Origin of the sequence: Methylobacterium sp. 37f (genome assembly GCF_023093475.1) — a bacterium.
Classification (GTDB): domain Bacteria; phylum Pseudomonadota; class Alphaproteobacteria; order Rhizobiales; family Beijerinckiaceae; genus Methylobacterium.
On the sequence record NZ_JAGHKN010000002.1, the window covers coordinates 101,417 to 115,964 of the forward strand.

At 71.0% G+C, this 14,548-nt stretch carries 14 protein-coding genes; 6 read left to right on the forward strand and 8 right to left on the reverse strand.

The features are described 5' to 3' along the window. The first annotated feature begins 50 nt into the window (after nt 1–50). From J7U37_RS01910 to J7U37_RS01920, 3 genes are all read left to right on the forward strand, one after another. Entirely contained in the window at nt 51–338 is a 288-nt protein-coding gene (locus J7U37_RS01910) for a hypothetical protein (RefSeq protein WP_056180551.1), read from the forward strand. A 119-nt stretch (nt 339–457) separates the two neighbouring features. Next, nucleotides 458–1,132 (forward strand): HAD family hydrolase, encoded by a 675-nt coding sequence (locus J7U37_RS01915; protein WP_247634645.1) that lies wholly within the window; start codon nt 458–460, stop codon nt 1,130–1,132. Between the two features lie 217 nt (nt 1,133–1,349). After that, complete coding sequence (locus J7U37_RS01920) at nt 1,350–1,559, forward strand: hypothetical protein (RefSeq protein WP_056180441.1); 210 nt, start codon at nt 1,350–1,352, stop codon at nt 1,557–1,559. 34 nt (nt 1,560–1,593) lie between these two features. Here J7U37_RS01920 and J7U37_RS01925 read toward each other — a convergent pair whose 3' ends face one another. The 4 genes from J7U37_RS01925 to J7U37_RS01940 all read right to left on the reverse strand — a co-directional run bounded on the left by J7U37_RS01925 (nt 1,594) and on the right by J7U37_RS01940 (nt 3,268). Further along, nucleotides 1,594–1,821: a hypothetical protein gene (locus J7U37_RS01925; RefSeq protein ID WP_247634646.1), complete on the reverse strand. Its 228-nt coding sequence runs from the start codon at nt 1,819–1,821 to the stop codon at nt 1,594–1,596. Between the two features lie 103 nt (nt 1,822–1,924). Beyond that, nucleotides 1,925–2,224, reverse strand: coding sequence for a hypothetical protein (locus tag J7U37_RS01930; RefSeq protein ID WP_247634647.1), 300 nt, complete (start codon nt 2,222–2,224; stop codon nt 1,925–1,927). Then, a complete protein-coding gene (locus J7U37_RS01935; protein ID WP_247634648.1) occupies nt 2,221–2,658 on the reverse strand; it encodes a hypothetical protein in 438 nt (145 codons plus the stop codon). The genes J7U37_RS01930 and J7U37_RS01935 overlap by 4 nt, the downstream gene beginning before the upstream one ends. A gap of 106 nt (nt 2,659–2,764) precedes the next feature. After that, nucleotides 2,765–3,268 (reverse strand): peptide deformylase, encoded by a 504-nt coding sequence (locus J7U37_RS01940; RefSeq protein ID WP_247634649.1) that lies wholly within the window; start codon nt 3,266–3,268, stop codon nt 2,765–2,767. 149 nt (nt 3,269–3,417) lie between these two features. On the opposite strand from J7U37_RS01940, the gene J7U37_RS01945 reads away from it, so the two are divergent. Next, on the forward strand, nt 3,418–3,618 hold the full coding sequence (locus J7U37_RS01945) for a hypothetical protein (protein ID WP_056180429.1): 201 nt from the start codon (nt 3,418–3,420) through the stop codon (nt 3,616–3,618). Nucleotides 3,619–3,663: 45 nt separating this feature from the next. Here J7U37_RS01945 and J7U37_RS01950 read toward each other — a convergent pair whose 3' ends face one another. Continuing rightward, on the reverse strand, nt 3,664–7,950 hold the full coding sequence (locus tag J7U37_RS01950) for a translocation/assembly module TamB domain-containing protein (protein WP_247634733.1): 4,287 nt from the start codon (nt 7,948–7,950) through the stop codon (nt 3,664–3,666). A gap of 200 nt (nt 7,951–8,150) precedes the next feature. Continuing rightward, on the reverse strand, nt 8,151–10,082 hold the full coding sequence (locus J7U37_RS01955) for an autotransporter assembly complex family protein (RefSeq protein ID WP_247634734.1): 1,932 nt from the start codon (nt 10,080–10,082) through the stop codon (nt 8,151–8,153). 706 nt (nt 10,083–10,788) lie between these two features. Between J7U37_RS01955 and J7U37_RS01960 the strand changes: the two genes are divergently transcribed. Next, nucleotides 10,789–10,998: a cold-shock protein gene (locus J7U37_RS01960; RefSeq protein ID WP_056180426.1), complete on the forward strand. Its 210-nt coding sequence runs from the start codon at nt 10,789–10,791 to the stop codon at nt 10,996–10,998. A 251-nt stretch (nt 10,999–11,249) separates the two neighbouring features. Beyond that, the gene (locus J7U37_RS01965; protein ID WP_056180422.1) at nt 11,250–11,624 is read left to right on the forward strand and encodes a DUF6481 family protein; all 375 of its coding nucleotides are present in this window, start codon (nt 11,250–11,252) and stop codon (nt 11,622–11,624) included. A gap of 149 nt (nt 11,625–11,773) precedes the next feature. Here the strand turns inward: J7U37_RS01965 and J7U37_RS01970 are convergent, their stop codons facing one another. Both J7U37_RS01970 and J7U37_RS01975 read right to left on the reverse strand, forming a co-directional pair. Further along, complete coding sequence (locus J7U37_RS01970; protein ID WP_247634650.1) at nt 11,774–12,061, reverse strand: hypothetical protein; 288 nt, start codon at nt 12,059–12,061, stop codon at nt 11,774–11,776. A 143-nt stretch (nt 12,062–12,204) separates the two neighbouring features. Then, on the reverse strand, nt 12,205–14,286 hold the full coding sequence (locus J7U37_RS01975) for a TonB-dependent receptor (RefSeq protein ID WP_247634651.1): 2,082 nt from the start codon (nt 14,284–14,286) through the stop codon (nt 12,205–12,207). Nucleotides 14,287–14,548 lie beyond the last annotated feature (262 nt).

Here is a 14,548-nt window from a genome sequence, read left to right on the forward strand (position 1 = left end):
CGGCGATGCGCCGGCCGGTTGCGCGCACCCTCCTGTCTCCACGAGGCATCATGAAGACCACCCTCTCGACCCTCCTGGCCCTCAGCATCGCGGGCCTTCCGATCGGCGCCGTGGCGGGTCCCGGCCCCCTGCGGGACGGCCCGGTGATCCTCGATGTCGACAGCACCGGCGGCGTCGGCGGCCGTGCCCCCTGGAGCCGGCCCTACGAGTACGATTCGGGCGGCGACAACGACCGGCGCCCGGAGTTGCCCTATTACCAGCAGGGCCGCGGCCAGCAGACCGGCGGTCCGGCCCGCAATCTCCTGCCCGACGACGGCCTGCACATCTTTCCGCGCTAGACCCGCCCCGCACGCCCCGGAAAACCGAGGCGGCGGCGGAACAGTCGGGATCATCACCCGTTCGCCCCCGGTGCCTCGGCTGGTCGGCCGGAGGCCGGCTTCGGGACCGGGACGACGTGATGACCAAGACCGTGCGGGCGGTGATCTTCGATATCGACGGGACCTTGCTCGACAGCGTCGATCTCCACGCCCAGGCCTGGGTCGACGCCTTCGCGCATTTCGGCGTGACCGTCTCGCAAGACCAGGCCCGGAGCCAGATCGGCAAGGGCGGCGACCAGCTCCTGCCGGTGTTCCTCGACGCGGAGCGGGTGGAGCGTGAAGGCGAGGCGATCGAGGCCTATCGCTCGGACCTGTTCAAGCGCGACTACCTGCCGAAGGTGAAGCCGTTTCCGGGCGTTCGCGCCCTGTTCCAGCACCTAAAGGGGGAGGGGATCACCCTGGCCCTGGCCTCGTCCGGCAAGGGCAGCGAGGTCGCGCATTATCAGTCGCTCCTCGAGATCGAGGATCTGACCGACGTCGTCGTCAGCTCCGACGACGTCGAGCGCTCGAAGCCGTTCCCCGACATCTTTCAGGCTGCCCTGACAAAGCTGGCGCCGCTCTCGGCCGAGGCGGCGATCGTCATCGGCGATACGCCCTACGATGCCGAGGCCGCGAACAAGGCCGGGCTGCGCACCGTCGGCGTGCTGTGCGGGGGATTTCCCGAGGCGGGTCTGAGCGCGGCGGGCTGCATCGCCCTCTACCGGGACCCGCAGGATCTCCTCGACGGCTACCGGGATTCTCCCCTGGCACGGTGAGGTCGATTCGCATCGCCTGAGCCGGCATCCGGGTCACAGGCGGTGCGGGATCTGCAGCGATCCACACATTTCCCACTTGATCCGTGTTTGTTCCGGTGCGCAGGACAGGATTGCGTGCCGGCTATGGATAGATGGCAAAAAACTCTGGCGCCCCGTCAAATGATGGCGTAGCGAGCCGGCCGTGATCGCGTCCGATCACGCAACGGATCCGCGGACCATGCCCCAGCCGGCCCAGACGAACCCGACCTCTCAGATGCCCTGCGAGCAGGCGCCCCTCCACTCCCTGATCGATGCGGCGGTCCAGGACCGGACCACGCCGATCAGCCGCCTGCTCCGCCTGATGTCGGCCCTGGATGCCGACACCACCGCCAACGAGAACCTTCGGCACGTCCTGCGCGCCCGCATCGGCGCCCCGCTCAGCGTCTGATTTCGACCCGCCGGGGCGTCATGAGGCCTCGGCGCTAGGTCCGGGGCCGTTCCCGCCGGCGCGGTGCGGCCGGATTGCGCTTCATGCAGGCGAAGTAGAGCTGACGACCGATGGCGTAGAGGCCGAGGCCCTTCGGATCGGGGGTGGAGAACACCTTGTCGCGGGCCTCGTCGCGGCAGGCCGCGTCCTGCGGGCTCTGGATCGGCGTCGAGGCGCCCTGGGCCAGCGCCCCCGTCGTCGCCACCGCCACGGCAAGGCTCACGCCGCCCAAGATCCCCACACCGCGCGCTCGTATCGGTCCCGACATACATCCCCTCATGGTCTGGTCTCGCGTCGTCCCGTCCAGACGCGCGGCCGGCTTCAACTTATGGCAGAATCCACGCGCACGCACTCGCCTGCGTGACGGCGAGGCATTCGAACGGGGCACCGCCGACCATGGCGCGATGCTCCGCCGCCCCGATCCGAGCCCGTGCGATCCGGCGGCAGCCCGGATGGCCGGGAAGAGCGGCTTCGATCGCTGCGTGATCGCCCCGTGCCATCAGAACCCGAAGCTCGACCAGGGTGTCGCAGCCGATGACATCGGTCGTTTCGGCGGCCCGGGCCGGCTCCGCCACGCCGGTGGCTCCCAGAACGAGAAAGCTCGCGAACAGACAGGGACGAATCATCGGCGGGCTTTCTCCGGTGGCGCGGCTTTCTCGGGAGGTGTGGCTTTCTCCGGGGCACGCCCCTTGTCGCCGGATCGGGATTTGCCCGGCGTAGCGCCGGCCGGCGCAACCGTGCCGGCCACCACCCATTGGCAGATGGCGGTGGTCCGCAGGGTCAGGCAATCGTAGGCGTTGCCGTTGAGCGAGAGGTGCTCCGCGATCCTCGAGACCGTCTCACGGGCGACGACGGCGCAGCCGAGGTGATCGGCCTTGTCGTCGGCCAGCATCGCGGCGGCCGCGCCGGCATCGTTCTTCGCCTGCCGCAGAAGCAGGCGCAGATTGGCCAGCGACGGGCAGCCGATGGCCGGGGGCGGCGCCACCGCCGCGGCCGGTGCGGCCGAGGCACCGAACGGCACGACGGCGCCGAGGGCGAGGACGAGCAGGAGAAATCGCATCGGGTCTATCGGGCCGATCTGCGCGCGAGCGGCGCTCAACAGGGGGAAGGGGCGTTCCGCTGCCGTGCGATAACGCATGGCGGCCGAATCCGAGCCACGATCGGCCTCAGGCACCGGCTCGGCGCAGCTTGGCGAAGCGCTTGATCGCGCGCTCGCGGCGCAAGCGGGACAGGCGCTCGATCCAGAAGACGCCGTCGAGCTGATCGATCTCGTGCTGCAGGCAGGCCGCCCGGAACCCCTCCGCCTCCTCTTCCCGCTCCGTCCCGTCGAGGTCGCGGTAGCGGACCCGGACCCGCACGGCGCGATCGACCACCTCCATCACCCCCGGCATCGACACGCTCCCCTCCGTTTGCGGGCCACGCTCCGGCGAGGCCCAGACGATCTCGGGGTTGACGTAGGCGGTCACCGGCTCGCCCGGCTCCATCCGCAGCAGCACGAGGCGCTGCGGGCGACCGATATGCGGCAGGGTCAGCCCAAGGGCCGAAACCGCCAGCATCACCGCCTCGAGGTCGCGGGCGGCGGCCCGTAAGGCCTCGTCGACGTGCAGGACAGGCTCCGCGACACGGCGCAAGCCGGGATCCGGGTAGATCAGCAGGGATGCGGCGGTCACGGGATTGGGCGTGTCCTGACGGAGTGGGGGGACGGGCGAGCCGCAGCCTTCACGGTTGCACGAGAGGCCGGCGAAAGCCGGGTCTCGAACACAGGCTGGCCCATGCCTTGCGGCGGGACACGTCAGATCAAACCCGCTCTGGAGACGCAATGGCCAACCGCGCGCACGATCCCGTTTCTCCCTCCATGTCCTCCTCCGTCGCCCGTCGCTTCCTGCGGCTGCACGAATCCGGCGAGGTGATCCTGCTCGGCCTCACCACGCTTCTCGGCACGCTGTGGGCGATCGTTCTCGTCACCCATTTCCACGAGCCGATGAGCCGGTTCGGCCAGGCACTCTGGGTGATGCGCTGAGGCTAATGCGTTCGGGCTGATGCGTTCGGGCTGATGCGCTGAGGCTCAGTATTCCCACTCGGCGCCGACACCCACCGCCGTGCGGCCGTCGCTGCCGGCCTCGCCCTGGATCTTGATGCGCCGGGTCACGTCGTAATCCACCGTCGCCGCCGTATCGGCCGGCTTGGCGCCGGCCTTCACGCCGACGCTGAGGCGGTCGCTGAGATAGCGCGAGGCGCCGAGTGCCGGTCCGCCGCTGGCGCCCGTGGAAACGTCGAGGCTGTCGAGCCCCAGGCCCTTGCGGGCCTGCTCGAACACGTCCACGCCGCCGGCCCCGCCCGAGAACTGCGCCACCGCCTGCGCCAGCTGCAGCGCCTGGAACGGCGATAGGCCACCCGAAGCCTTCTTGAACAGCAGGCGCGACAGCACCTCGTCCTGCGGCAGGCTCGGGTCCGATGTGAGCAGGAAGCTCGGCTGGTTGGCCGGCCCGGTGACGGCGATGCGCGCCGTGACCTCGGCGGCCTTGGTCTCGGCGACGAAGTCGAGGTCGGGGGTAGCGATCTCGCCGCCGAAAACCAGGCGCCCGCGGGTGAAGTCGAGGCGCTGGCCGACCACGCTGAGGCGGCCGCGCCGCATCTCGAAATCGCCGGTGGCGACGGGGTCGCGCGAGGAGCCGGTCAGCCGGAGCGATCCGCCGAGTTCGGCATCGATGCCGCGGCCGCGCACGAAGATGCGGTTGGGCGCGTTCACCGCCACGTCGAGGGTGGCGTCGAAGGGCGCGGCGGCCTTGCCCTTGCGGCCCAGGGCCGCGATCTTGGCGCGGCGGTCGGCGCGCGCGGCGAGGCGGGCGCGGACGTCCGGCGGCGTGTTGACCCGGCGGATCTCGGGCAGGGGCTGCACCGTGGCGGGCAGGCGGTCCGGCACCGAGACGTCGACCGAGACGAGGTCGATGCGGCCGGCCACCTTCGGCGTCCGGGCCAGCGGCCCCGTCAGCGCGAGATTGAGGCTCGCCACCGCCGTCATCAGCGGGCTGGAGACCAGTTCGGCGCGCTCGGCCATCACCCGGATGGAGCCGGGGAAGCCGGCGGCGGGATCGAGCGCCACCTTGCCGTCGCCGCGCAGGCTGCCGCCGTTGCGGGTCAGGGCGGTCAGGCGCTCCACCACCAGGGTGTCCCCGCGCCCGGTCACCCGGCCCTCGATGTTGGTGAGGCGGATGCCCTGGAGCGGGTCGGTGAAGGAACCACCCGTCAGGGTGGCGCTGCCCTCGGCCCGGGGGGCCGCGAGGGTGCCGGCCACGCCGGCATCGAGGGCGATGCGGCCGGCGACCCGCTGACCGCCGACGCTGAGGAAGCTGTTGGCGAGCGCCGCGTCGAGGGTCCCGCGCAGCTTCACCGCCAGGGCCTCGCCCGGCGCCACCGGCAGGGAGCCCGTCACCGTCATCTCGGCCCCGCGCCCGGCGGACACCCGTCCGTCGATGCCGGCGCGTCCGTCGCTCACCGTGCCGCTCGCCCGTGCGTCGATGGGCGGGAGGCCGGCCTTGCGGGTCTCGGGCGTGACGAGGCGGGCGACCGTCAGGGCGTAGCGACCCTCGGGCCGGCTCGCCGAGCCTCGCAAGTCGGCCTCGCCGTCCAGGGTTCCGGTCAGGGCGAGGTTGGGCGAAGCGATCCGCGCCAGGGCCAGGGGCAGGCTACGGATACCGAGCTTGAGGTCGAGGGCCTGTCCGACCCGGCCCGACAGGCTGAGGCGGCCGCTGCCGGCGGCGACCACGAGATTGTCGATCACGGCCGAGCCCGCGTCGAGGGTCACGCTGGCGGGGCCGGCCAGGGCGAAACGGTCGCCGCCGCGCGCGGCGGAGAAGCGGGCCAGCTCGATGCGCGTGCGCTCGCCGGGCACGAGCCGGGCGGCGCCGTCGAGGTCGAAGCCCCGGGCTTTGGCCGTGAGGGTGATGTCGCTGGCGCTGGGCGAGCCCACGGCGACGAGCCGCACGGTGTCGAGGCTCTGCCCGGAGGCGAGGATGCGGTCGGCATTGACCCGCCCGTCGACGACCGGACGGCCGAGCAGGTCCCGCCCTTTCAGATCGGCGTCGAGGCGCGACAGGCCGAATTCGCCGAACCGGAGCGACGCCCCGTTCGCCAGGATGGCGGCATCCTGGCGCCCGCCCGCGCGGGACAGGGTGATGGCCGCTTCGACGTTGCCGCCCATGGGCGTCAGGGCCAGGGGCGCGAGATCGTCGAGGTTGCCAGCCTTGAGGGCCAGCGCCCCCTCGGTGAGAAGGGTGCGGGCGTCGAGGGCGGCATGGCCGTCCAGGGCGACGGAGCCGAGGCCGAAGGCGAGGCGGTCGAGGATCCAGGCATCGGGCGACGGCCGGGCCACGTGGGCATCGCCGCGCAGGGCCTTGCCACCCACCTCGCCGGACACCCGCAGGGTGCCGTCGAGGGTGCCGGTGATGTCCGTCAGCGCCGTCTCGACCCGGAGGTCGCGCAGGGGCCGCCCGAGGGCGCGGGCGTCGTCGGTGGTGAGCGTGGCTTTGAGGTCGGGCTTCTCCAGGGTGCCGGTGAGGCGTCCGTCGAGGAGCGCGCGGCCGGCGAGCTTCGGGTCGAGGGTCGAGAGGTCCTTCAGGTCGACCACCAGCTTGGCGTCGGCCAGGCGCGCGGTGGCGCGCCCCTCCAGGCGGCCGACGATCTCGGCCCCCTCGAAGCGGGCATTGTCGAAGGCGTAGCCGTCATAGACCTGAGACAGGCGGCCGCTGAAGCGCGGCGAGGGACCGAGCGTGCGGTCGAGGGCCGGCAACGACAGGACGAGGCCCGAGGTGCGCAGATCCACATCGGCATTGACCGCCTTGCGGGCCGGATCGCCGCTCAGCGCCGCCCGCGCCGTCAGGGTGCCGGAGAGCGGCCGCCCGGCCACCTCCGAGAAGGCCGCGAGATCGGACAGGGCCGCGTCGAGCGTGCCCGTGAGGGTGTTCTGCCCGACCTTGCCGGCATAGGTCGCGCGGGCCGTCGGCCCGTCGAGCGTGAACGCGGCGACATCGACGACGCCGTCGGGCTGCAGCGTGCCGCGGAAGGTCAATCCGGCCCGCGATCCGATGGCCCGGCGCAGGGCCGGATCGGCGAGGCGCAGGCCGTCGACCTTGGCGTCGGCGGAAAGCGCGAAGCGCGCGGCCGCCGGGTCGGTGCCGGCCGGCACCATCGACAGAGCGGCGTCGATCCGCTCCAGGGCCGAGCCGCCGGCGCGCAGGCCCGCGGCCTTGAGGGTGCCGTTGACGATGGGACGCGCGATCGGTCCCTTCAGGCTGCCGTCGAACACCAGGGTGTCGAGTTCGGCATCCGCCGCCTTGGTGACGCCGCCCTCGGTGGGCACGGCGCGGGCGGAGACGAGGAAGTCGGCGACCCGATCGGCGGTCAGGGTACCCCGGGCCTCGAGGCGGGCGGTGCGCGAGGCGAGTTCCAGGCGGTCGATGCCGAAGGCGCCGCTGTCGGAAAAGCGCAGGCCACCGTCGAGCTTGGTCGTGCCGGAGAAGATCGCCGCGGCCGGGCCGGGCAGCAGCCCCTCGATCCGCGAGGCGAGGTCGAGGGCGAGCCGGCGCTCCGCACCGATGCGGGAGATGCGGGCGGTGCCCCGGGCGCCGAGATCGGGGCCGGCATCGAAGTCGAGGCGGGCATTCCAGGCGTCGAGGCTGCCGCGCCCGTCGAGGTCGAGATTGATCGCCGGCGTCCCCGGCAGGTTGGCGGCCTTGGACAGGAGCCCGCCGGCGGGCTCCACCAGGGTGGTCTTCAACTCCAGAATCTCGCCCTTCGGCACGAACAGCAACCGGGCGCCGAACCGGCCCTCGGCGTCGAGGCGGCGCACGGAGACGTCGAGGTCGAGGCCCTCGGACGGGGCACCGAGCTTGGCCCGGCCCTCGGCGGTGAGGCGGGCCGGCTGCCCGGCCAGGGCCTCGCCGAGGATCAGTTCGGCGAGCTTGAACGTCTTGATCTCGACCTTGACCGGCAGGTCGGGCAGCAGCGACCCGTCGGGCTCGGGCGTCGCCGAGACCGGAGCGGGAAGGGGGCGGCGCAGCACTTCGAGGCGCCCGACTTCCAGGCTCTCCACCTCCAGGCGGCCCGACAGGAGCGCCAGGCGGCGCCATACCAGGCGCGCCCGGTCGAGCTTCAGCCAGACGCCGTTGGCGTCGCTGATCGCCACGTCGCGGATGGTGGCGTCCGACGACAGGGCACCGTCCACCGCCCCGATGGCGACCCGCGACCCCGGCGTCGACAGGGCCTTCGACAGCAGGCCGCCCAGCACGGTCTTCTCGCCGTCATCGGCACGGGTGAGGGTGGCGGGCGTCGCGGCGAAGACGGACAGGCACAGGGTGGCGGCGAGGAGGCGCGCTTTCCCGCCCCTCCTTGCGAGGGAGGGTGACCCGCGGAGCGGGTCGGGAGAAGGGAGCGACGTGTCCGGACAGGGCGCCCCCTCTCCCGCCTGCCCCGCAGGCACCCTCGCCCGCAGAGGGGAGAGGGTCGCTATCCACGCGATCGAGATCCCCGCATGGGAACGCTTCCGAAATCCCATCAAAAGGACTGTCCCAGGCTGATGTACAGGGCCACGGGGCGCTCGCGGTTGCCCTTGATGCGGTCCATCGGGAAGGCGACGTCGACCCGGATCGGGCCGATGCCGGTGTAGTAGCGCAGGCCCAGGCCGACCGCGTAGCGGATGCGCTCGTCGAAGTCGGGGACGCTGCCGGCGAAGGCCGTGCCGGCGTCGATGAACGGCACCACCCCGATCGTGTCGGTGACCTTGATGCGCGCCTCAACCGAAGCTTCGAGCAGGCTGCGGCCGCCGATCGGCAGGTTGAAAGGTCCGCGCGGCCCAAGCGTCCGATAGGGGAAGCCGCGCACCGAGCCGCCGCCGCCGGCGAAGAAGCGGATATTGGCCGGGATATCCTCGAGGCTGGCCCCCGAGATCGAGCCGAAGCCGATGCGGCCGGCCAGGATGTAGCGGGCCTCGTCGTCGAAGGCGTAGTAGGTCGAGCCCTGCGCCTTGGCGACGAAGATCGACGGGTCGGAGCCGAGGATGCCCGCATAGGGCGTCGCCGAGGCGGTCAGGCGCACGCCCTCGGTCGGATCGAGCAGGTTGTCGGTGGAATCGTAGGACACCGAGACCGGCACGCCGATGAGGCGGTAATCGACCTTGCCGAGGGCATCCTGCGAGCGCCCCGCCTGTCCGTCGAGGCCGACCTGGGCGAAGAAGGTGTCGGAGAAGCGGTGGCGCAGGGCCACCGTGCCGCCGGCCGCGTCGCTGACGTAGGATTGCTGCGCCTCGCGGCCCGCGAAGACGTTGGCGATGAAATCGTTGCGGGTGCCCCACAGGGCCGGCTTGACGAAGGTGGCCGAGAGCCGCCCGCCGAGGCCGTTCGAATCGATACCGGCGGCCTTGCGCTGCTTGGCGTAGAGATCGTTGCCCAGATAGTAGATGTCGGCATCGACCCGGAAGGTCTCGCCGCCGCCGAACAGATTGCGGTTGGCGTAATAGGCCCGGATGCCCGGTCCATCGACGGTGGAGTAGCGGGCCGCGACGCCGATCAGGTTCTTCTCGCGTTCCGTGACGTCGACGAAGATCGGCAGGTTGCCGGAGGGGTCGAGGGTCTCGCCCTCGCGCACCCGGATCGAGCCGAGGCCCTCGACCTTGGCGACCGAGCGGCGAATGTCGGAAACCGCCTTGGGCGAGTAGGGATCGCCCGGCTCGGCGTAGATGAACGAGCGCACCACCGCCGGATCGATGTCCTTGGTGCCGCGCACCGCGACCTCGCCGAGGCCGGCGATCGGACCCGGATCGATGGTGTAGGTCACGTCCATGACGTGGGCGGCGTCGTCCACGACGGGATCGCGCGCGGCCGCCTTGGCGAAGGGATGGCCCAGCGCCCGGAAGCGGTCGACGATCTTCGCCTCGCGGGCCAGCACGGTGGCCGAGCGGGCCGGCACGTCGGCGCCGACACGGGTGAAGCGCTCCGGCAGGATCTCCTCGGGGAACGGGTTGCCCCGGAGGTCGCGGGCTGCGATCGAGCGCAGGGTGTAGAGCGGGCCGGGATCGACCACGATCTTGACCGGAACCAGGGCGCGGGCGCGCGACGCCTCCGCCGCGCGGGCGGCCGGGACGACGCTCGGCTCGCCGGCCAGCACCACGCCGTCGATGCGGATCGTCACCGTGCCCTGGTAATAGCCGTAGCCGGACAGCACGTCGGCGAGGCGGCGCTGGTCGGCCTCCGCCCGGCGGACCAGGCCCTCGCCGTCCGGCGGCGCTTCCTGGCGCAGGCGATAGAGGGTCGAGGTGTCCTGCAGCGCCCGCAGGACGTCGTCATCGTCGATGCCGGAGATCTTCACCGTGTAGGGCAGGGCCGCGGCGCTCGGCGCCGGCGGCTCCTCCTCGGAGCCGAACAGCCCGAACAGGTCGAAGGCCGCCGCCGGCACGGCAGCCCCGCCCGCCCCGGTGAGACCGGCGGCCAGCGGCCAGGCGGCGCGCGCCAGCCTCAGCAGCGTCACGTGTCGAACCCGCCCCCGAATCCGCGTCACGAATGGCTGTTCCCGACCGGGCCCGGCATCAGGCCCCGCTTTGAGCCCCGCGTCGGTCCCCGGATGCATCGTCGCTGACTCACGGACCCCGTCATTCCACCTCCGCCCCGACCGCACGGACCCAGGATCGGGCGCCGCCCTCTCCAAGACGTTAAGGCCATGGCGGCCTTCGAAAGCCCGTTCGGGCCAGATCGTGAAGGCCGTCAACCTATCGATGCGGCGGCGTGGCAGCAACCGCGTCACCCCCCACCTCGCCCGGACGTGATGCCGCCGTCCCCGTCCTCCACCGGTTCGCAAACCCGGTCTGGCGAATCCCGTTCAGCAAGGCGCGATCGCGTAAGCCCCTGTGGCGGGATGCGCTTTCGTCGATCGGCGAGGGAACCCGATTCACGCCAGCGCCTTGTCCTCCCGTCGCAGGCTTCCGAATTTTGACCCCATCGCTCCATGGCCGGTTCCCACCGGGTAGCACATTCGTCATTGCGTCGAGCCTGCCCGCCAGGCCCGTCCACGGATGCCGCTGCGATCGCAATCCCATTCGAAGACCCTGCGCCTCGGGTGCCCGTGCGAGATCGCGCGGGTGCCGGGCAGCCGATGGCAGGCAAGATCACGCTCCACCCCAAAACGCTTCAGGAGGATTCCCATGAGCACGGGCACCGTGAAATGGTTCAACGAGACCAAGGGCTACGGCTTCATCCAGCCGGATGATGGCGGCAAGGACGTGTTCGTCCACATCTCGGCCGTGGAGCGCGCCGGCATGCGCAACCTCATCGAGGGACAGAAGGTGTCCTACGAGATCGAGAGCGACCGCCGCACCGGCAAGCAGTCGGCCGGCAACCTCCAGGCGGCGTGAGCCGCATCGACCGACTTGCGGCGTGAGCCGCATCGGTTGAATTTCGGCGCTGCGATGCCGAACTACTGAGGCATCGTTTCAACAAGCTGTCAGAAGCCGCTCGCCCATGGGCGGCTTCTGTTGATTCCCGCCAGTCCCTCAGGCATGGGGCTGCTGCGATTTGAAACACCCGAAACGATCATTCCCCCACGGCCCCATGCCGCGCGTGCACCACGCCGGATGCGGGCGACTCACCACATGAGAAAGGTCAGATGGGCGCCTTCGACTATCGGAATTTCGACGACCGCCGTAAGAACTCCCTCAGCGCCAAGCAGATGCTGCTGGAAAAATTCAAGGCCCGCCCGCCGGCCGACGATCCGGAGATGATCGCCAAGGCCCAGGCCCGCGCCGAGGTGGCTCGCGCCCGCGAGGAGCGCGCCCGGGAGCGGGAAGCCGCCCGGATCGCTGCCGAGAAGGCCGCAGCCGAGGCCAAGCGCGCGCGCGAGGAGGCGGAACTCGCCGCCCAGATCGCCCGCGAGGAGGCCGAGGCTCTGGCCGCCGCCGAGCGCAAGGCGGCGGAACTTGCCGAGAAGAAAGCGGCCCGCGATGCCCGCTACGCGGCCCGCAAGGCCAAAGCCCGCCGCTGACATCCGGCAATCGGCCGACATTTGGTTCCGGGCCGGCACGCCGCTCCGGGCCGACATCACCCCGAAACGACAGAAGGGCCGGCGATCCCTCGCCGGCCCTTCTGTCGTTTCGGCACCGCCCGGCAGCGGGCGATGCGAACCGGTCGCGATCAGGCGCCCTTGTGATCTTCGGTCTCGCGGTCTTCGGTCTCCGAATCCGCAACCTCCGATTCTTCGACCTCCTGGCCCTCGTTGCCCTCGGTCTGCGGCTCGGCCTGCTCGCTGGTCTCTTCCTCAGGACGCGGACCGGCCTTGAAGGTCCGGCGCGGCGCGTTTCCGCGCTTCATCTGGATCGGCTTCTCGATCGCACCCAGCCGCTCGGACAGCTGCTTGGCGCGCTCGTTGAAGTCATTGGTCGAGCGCGATTGCGACGCACCGCTCTTGAACGCGTTAGCCACTTGGGCCTCATGGAGTTGCCCAGGACACGGGGTCGTGCGGGGTTGGGTTCTTCTAGCACGCCCGCGTCGACACGTCGGCCTTTATCTTCGCGTGTCCAGGTTGAGACCAAGACCGGCGGAAGAAGGCCATCACAAGAGGGCCGTCAGAACCGGGCGGTCAGGAACAGCCTGACGTTGCGGCCCGGCAGCAGGATTTCGTCCTTCTTGAACGAGGCCGAGTTGCGGATGCGATCGTCGAGCAGGTTGCGGCCCTGGAGGCCGAGGGTCACCTCGCTCATGCCGTAGAGGCGCGGATCGAGGGGCTTGGTGTAGCTGACCTCCGCCCGCAGGTCGTCGTAGCCCGGCGTGACGGTCTCGATCGGGGCGATCTCGGTATGGGCGAAGGCATGGAGCAGGTTCACCCGGGCGAACCAGCCGTCGGCCCGCACGAACAGACCGCCGCCGAGGCGGTGGGGCGGGATGCGCGGCACGAAGGTGCCGTCGTCGAACTGGGCACGCACGAAATCATACTGCGCGTCGAGGCCGGCAAAACCGTTGCCCACCCGGATCAGGTCGAGCTGCGCGCCGATCTCGGCGCCGTAGAAGGTGGCGTTGCGCTGAGAGTAGACGATCTGCTGCAACTCGTCGTCGCTGCCGCACGAGGCGAAATCGTCGCCGCAGCGAGTGCCGGTATCGCGCTTGTAGATGAACCCGGTATAGCGGGTGAAGTAGCCGGTCGCGTCGAGGCGCAGCGGCCCCTCGGCCCGGCGGATGCTGGCTTCCACCGTGCGGGCCAGCTCCTTCTTCAGAGTCGAGCTGCCGATCTCGAAGGTCTCGGTCGCGTCATGCGCGCCGCGCGAATAGAGTTCGTAAGCGGTCGGCGCCCGCTCGACGAACGAGCCGTTGACGCTCGCCACGAAGCCGTAAGGCAGGTCCTGCAGGACGCCGAAGCTGGCGCTCTTCGGGGCGAACTTGCGGCGGCGCCCGAAGGCCAGGGGCTCCTCGCCCTCCACCGGCAGGTAGTCGCCGGGGAACGCCGTGGCGGTGCCGGTGGCGCGGTCGCCCTCGATGCGGCCGGCCGCCTGGAAGCGCAGGCCGCCGCCCACCGCCAGTTCCTCGAACAGGTAGACCGCATTGCTGCGGGAATCGGTCGGGGCCAGCAACCCGCCGGCCTCGCCGGCCGTCCCGAGGGTGCGCCGGCCGGCCTGAATACCGAGGGCGCCCGTGAGTGTGCCGAACGGCAGGGCGACGGGCACGTGCTGGAGCTCGACGCGTCCCTCTGCCTCGCGGTTCTTGAAGGTGGCCTGGATGCCGTCGACCCCGTTCTCGCCGATGCCGATCTCGTCATGGCGATAGACCGACCCGCCGAGCCAGAAGCGCACGGCCGCGATCGGTCCCTCGACGGGGCGGTACTCACCCCGAGCCAGCAGGCGGTCCTGTCGCGGATCGAGGCGGGTGCGGCTCTCGGCGGCGTCGGCGCCGGGGATCTGATAGACCGCGTCGTAATGGCTGTAGGACAGGCCGACGAAGCCGCGCTCGCCGATGAACGACATGCCGACCGCGCCGCCCTGGCTCTCGTTGGCCGAGTTGCGCTGGATGCCGCCCGGAATGGCGTAGCTGTCGGCGGCGGTGCGGAAGCCGTCGGCATGGACCGCGACGTTGCCCGATCCGCCATCCACCGTCACGGCGGCGAGGCGGCCATTGTCCACCGAGGAGTAGCCGGTGGTGGCCGAGCCCGACACGCCGTTGGCCGGAATGTAGGTCGGCACCCGGTTGTTCTCGGCGCTGACCACGCCGCCGATCGCCTGCGAGCCGAAGCGCAGGGAGGCCGGCCCGCGGATCACCTCGATGCGGTTGGCCACCAGCGGGTTGATCGGGACGCCGTGATCCTCGCCGAGTTCGGAGACGTCCTGGATGCCGACGCCGTTCTCCTGGATACGGACCCGGTTGTTGTCGAGGCCGCGGATGATCGGGCGGTTGGCCGCGCCGGGCGCGTAGCTCGTGCCCGAGATGCCGGGCCGGTCGAACAGGGCGTCGCCCAGGGTGCGCGGTTGGTCGCGGGCGATCTGCTCGGCCGTCACGACCGTGACCGGCGAGAAGGTGTTGGTGACGACGGGCAGCACGCCGATGGGCGGCCCGGAGATGGGACCCGTCACGGGACGGGTCACGATCGGGCTCGGCGAGGTGACGCTGAGTTCTTCCAGGGTCGCCTGCGCCTGCTGCGCGCCGGCCGGCTGAACCGTCATCCCGGCTCCCGCCAGCATCGCGCCGGCCAGAACTGTCCTTGATCGCTGAACGCGCATCTCGCCTCACACACAAACGTTATAATGTTTCGTGGCCGAAGTGTAATAGTATTACAATCGCGATGTCGCAGCCCGCCGCGCTTGGCCGCTCGGTGTGGCACGGACGCATCACCGTGACGCATCGGTCTCGCGGATCACGGACGTCGTCCCGCCGATCGCCGCGGACGGTTTGGTGTGCCGTGCTCGTTTCCCGTTCGGATGACCC